Below are 3,926 nucleotides of genomic sequence, written 5' to 3'. Positions count from 1 at the left end.
GGCCAGCGCCTGGCGGATCACCCGCTGCTGTGAGGGACCGTTCGGCGCGGTCAACCCGTTGGACGCCCCGTCCTGGTTGATCGCCGACCCGCGCACCACCGCAAGCACCTGGTGGCCGTTACGGCGCGCGTCCGACAGCCGCTCCAGCACCAGCACACCCACACCCTCCGACCAGCCCACCCCATCGGCGGACTCGGAGAACGCCTTGCACCGCCCGTCAGAGCTGAGACCGCCCTGGCGGGAGAAGTCGATGAAGGTGTTCGGGGTGGACATCACCGTCACCCCACCGGCCAGCGCCAGCGAGCACTCACCCGAGCGCAGCGCCTGCGCCGCCAGATGCAGCGCGACCAGCGACGACGAGCAGGCGGTGTCCACCGTCACCGCCGGCCCTTCCAAGCCGAGGGTGTACGACACCCGGCCGGAGGTCACGCTGCCCGTGGTCCCGTTGACCACGATCCCCCGCAACTCCTCCGCTGCCCCGTCTCCCGTTGACGGGTAGTCGTGGTACATCATCCCGGCGAAGACGCCGGTCGGGCTGCCCTTCAGGGTGAGCGGGTCGATGCCCGCCCGTTCGACGGCCTCCCAGGAGGTCTCCAGCAGCAGCCGCTGCTGGGCGTCGGTCGCCAGCGCCTCGCGCGGCGAGATCCCGAAGAACTCAGCATCGAATTCAGCCGCGTCATACAGGAATCCACCCGCACGGGCGAAAGAGGTGTCCGTGACCTCCCAGCCACGGTCGGCCGGGAAACCGGAGATGGCGTCTTTACCCTCAGCGACCAGCTCCCACAACTGCTCCGGTGAGGTGACCCCGCCCGGATACCGGCAGGCCATGCCGACGATGACGATCGGATCCCCGGCGACCGGGGCCGCGACCTGCACAGGCAGGGGCGGCGCGGAGGTCGCCTCGGCGCCCTCAAGTCGCTCGCGGATGAAACGGGCCACCGCCGCGGGGGTGGGCTGATCGAACACCAGCGTGGCCGCCAGGCGCATCCCGGTCGCCTCGATCAGCCGGTTACGCAGCTCCACCGAGGTGAGGGAATCGAGACCGAGGTCCTGGAAGGTCAGATCCGGTGAGATCGCGTTCGCCGAGGCATGCCCCAGCACGGCGGCCACCTGCCCGAGCACCAGCGTGGACACCGCCTCGCCGAGTGCCTCTCCCGACAAAGCCCCCAGTGCGCCGGAGGTGGCGGAGGTGGCGGCCGCCTGTCGCATGGGGGCGGGCACCAGAGCGCGGAAGACCGCCGGGACACTGCTTCGCGCCCGCAGCGCGGCCCGGTCCAGCCGCGCCGCCACCACCACCGGTTCACCGCTCACCATCGCGGCGTCGAAGAAGGCGAGTCCCTGCTCGGCGGCCAGGGGCAGCAGCCCGGCCCGGGCCATGCGCCGCATGTCGGTCTCGGTGAGGGCGCTGGCCATCCCGGTGTCCTGCTGCCACGGCCCCCACCCGATCGACACGCCCGCCAGCCCCGCATCGGCGCGCTGCCGCACCAAGGCGTCCAGGAAGGCGTTCGCCGCGGTGTAGCTCGCCTGGCCGCCGTTGCCGAGCGTCGCGGTCACCGAGGAGAACACCACGAACGCGGTCAGGCCGAGGTCGCGGGTGAGCTCGTGCAGGTGCCAGGCGCCGTCCGCCTTCGGCCGCAGCACGGCGTCGATCCGCTCGGGCGTCAAAGCGTCGATCGGGCCGTCATCGAGCACACCCGCGGCGTGTACCACCCCGGTGAGCGGGTGCTCTGGCGGGATCGCAGCGATCACTTCGGCCAAAGACTCACGATCGGACACATCGCAGGCCACGACCATGACCTCGGCACCCAGTGCCCTCAGCTCCGACACCAGCTCCGCCGCGCCCTCGGTATCCAGGCCACGACGACCCACCAGAGCCAGGTGACACACACCATGCTCGGCCACCAGATGACGCGCGACCAGCGCGCCCAGCCCACCCAGACCACCGGTGACCAGCACCGTGCCTCCGGCACTCCACATCGACGCGGCACCGTCGACACCCCCGACGGTGCCCGGTGCCGGCGAGACGGTGCCGGCAGCCGGCCCGGTCTGAGAGTGGTCGTCGTCGACCCTGACCAGGCGCGGCCCCCGCAGCAGCCCGTCACGCACCGCCAACTGCGGCTCGCCGGAATCCAGCGCCGCGACCAGCATCCGTCCGTCCACCCGACCGGCATCCACCTGATCGCGATCAAGGTCCAGCAGGACGAACCGCCCCGGGTTCTCCACCTGCGCCGAACGCACCAGACCCCATACCGCCGCCGCGACGGGGTCGGCCACGGTTTCGGTGACCACCGCCACCGCGCCTGAAGTCACGAAGACCACCAGGCGGTTGGCGTGCTCGTCGCGCCCGGCCTCCCGCAGCCGGGCCAGGACCGCCGAGGTCACCGACCGCACCGCGGCCGGAACGTCGTCCCCGGCGGGAACCGGGACCGGCACCAAGGTCACGCCCGCGGCAGGCTCCGTCTCATGCGCGATGTCCGCCACCTGCCCGGCTTCGCGCAGGGCGGCGACCAGACCCCACCCGTCGGAGCCGAGCACCGACCACCGCCTGGCCGGATCATCTCCGTTCCCGGATTCCGCCACGAGCGGCCAGTCCAGCCGCAGCAGCGGCCCGCCGCCGGTGCGTGCCGCAGGCCGCGAAGCTCGGAACGCCAGGGAGCGCACCGAGGCCACCACGCCCCCGGCATCGGCCACGACCAGTGTGACCGCGTCCGGGCCCGCCATGCTCATCCGGACCCGCAGCGCCGAGGCGCCGGACGCGTGCAGCGACACCCCGCTCCAGGCGAACGGCAGCAGTCCGCCCTCCGCCTCGTCGAGCCCGGCCAGCGATGCCACCTGCAGCACAGCGTCGAGCAGGGCCGGATGCAACCCGTAGGAGCCCGCGTCGGCGGCGACGTCTTCGGGCAGAGCGACCTCGGCGAACACCTCCCGCTCGGTACGCCAGACGGCGCGCACCCCCCGAAACGCCGGACCGTAGGAGAAACCCACCGCCGCCCGCCGGTCGTAGAAGCCGTCGAGGTCCACCGTGACGGCGTCCGCGCGCGGCCACTCCTCCATCCCCGCGTCAGGGATGCTCGTCGGCGCGGCGGAGGCGAGCACACCAGTGGCGTGCTGAGCCCACGGCGCGTCCGCTTCACCCTCCGGACGGGAATACACCCCCACCGTCCGCCTGCCGCTGTCGTCGACGGCGCCGAGCACCACCCGCACCTGAACACCTCCCCGCTCGGGCATCACCAGCGGGGAGATGAGCGTGAGCTCCTCCAACAGGCCGCAGCCGACCTCCTCGCCGGCCCGCAGGGCCAGCTCGACGAAGGCCGTGCCGGGAAACAGCACCTGCCCGGCCACCACATGGTCCGACAGCCACGGATGCGCCGCGGTCGAGACCAGACCGGTGAACAGGAACCCGCCGGTGTCGGGCAGCTCCGTGGCCGCGCCCAGCAGCGGATGACGCGGCAGGTCCAGCCCGGCAGCGGTGACATCGCCCGCGGCCACCGAGAGTTTGGGCCAGTACCGCACCTGTTGGAACGCGTAGGTCGGCAGATCCACCCGGTGAGCGGCCGGGAACAGCTCCCGCCACCGCACCGGCACACCACGCACATACAACCGGGCGGCCGCGGCCAACGCCGCCGCCTCCTCACCGCGGTCCTTACGCAGAACGGGAAAGGCAACCGCCGGCTTGTGCGAGTCCTGGCGAACCGAAAGGTTCTGGTGAACGAGCGCCGACAACCCGCCGTCCGGCCCCAGCTCCAAGAACACTCTGGCCCCCGCCGAGCCCGCAGCTTGCACCGCCGCGGCGAAACGCACCGGACGCACCACATGGTCCACCCAGTACTCCGCCGAGCACAGGTAGGCGGCGTCGACCCTCTCGCCGGTCACGGTGGAGACGATCGCCGTCCTCGGCTCGCCGAAGGTCAGCCCCTCGACGACCT

Annotated in this window: 1 protein-coding gene; it reads right to left on the bottom strand. The window is 72.2% G+C overall.

Annotated elements, in window-relative coordinates; all coding sequences use genetic code 11:
* On the bottom strand, positions 1–3,926 hold a 3,926-nt coding region (locus ABZ260_RS48115; protein WP_355631853.1), incomplete at both ends, for an SDR family NAD(P)-dependent oxidoreductase.

Origin of the sequence: Streptosporangium sp. NPDC006013, from assembly GCF_040614275.1 — a bacterium.
Classification (GTDB): Bacteria; Actinomycetota; Actinomycetes; order Streptosporangiales; family Streptosporangiaceae; genus Streptosporangium.
This window is presented reverse-complemented; position numbering and strand designations above follow the sequence as displayed.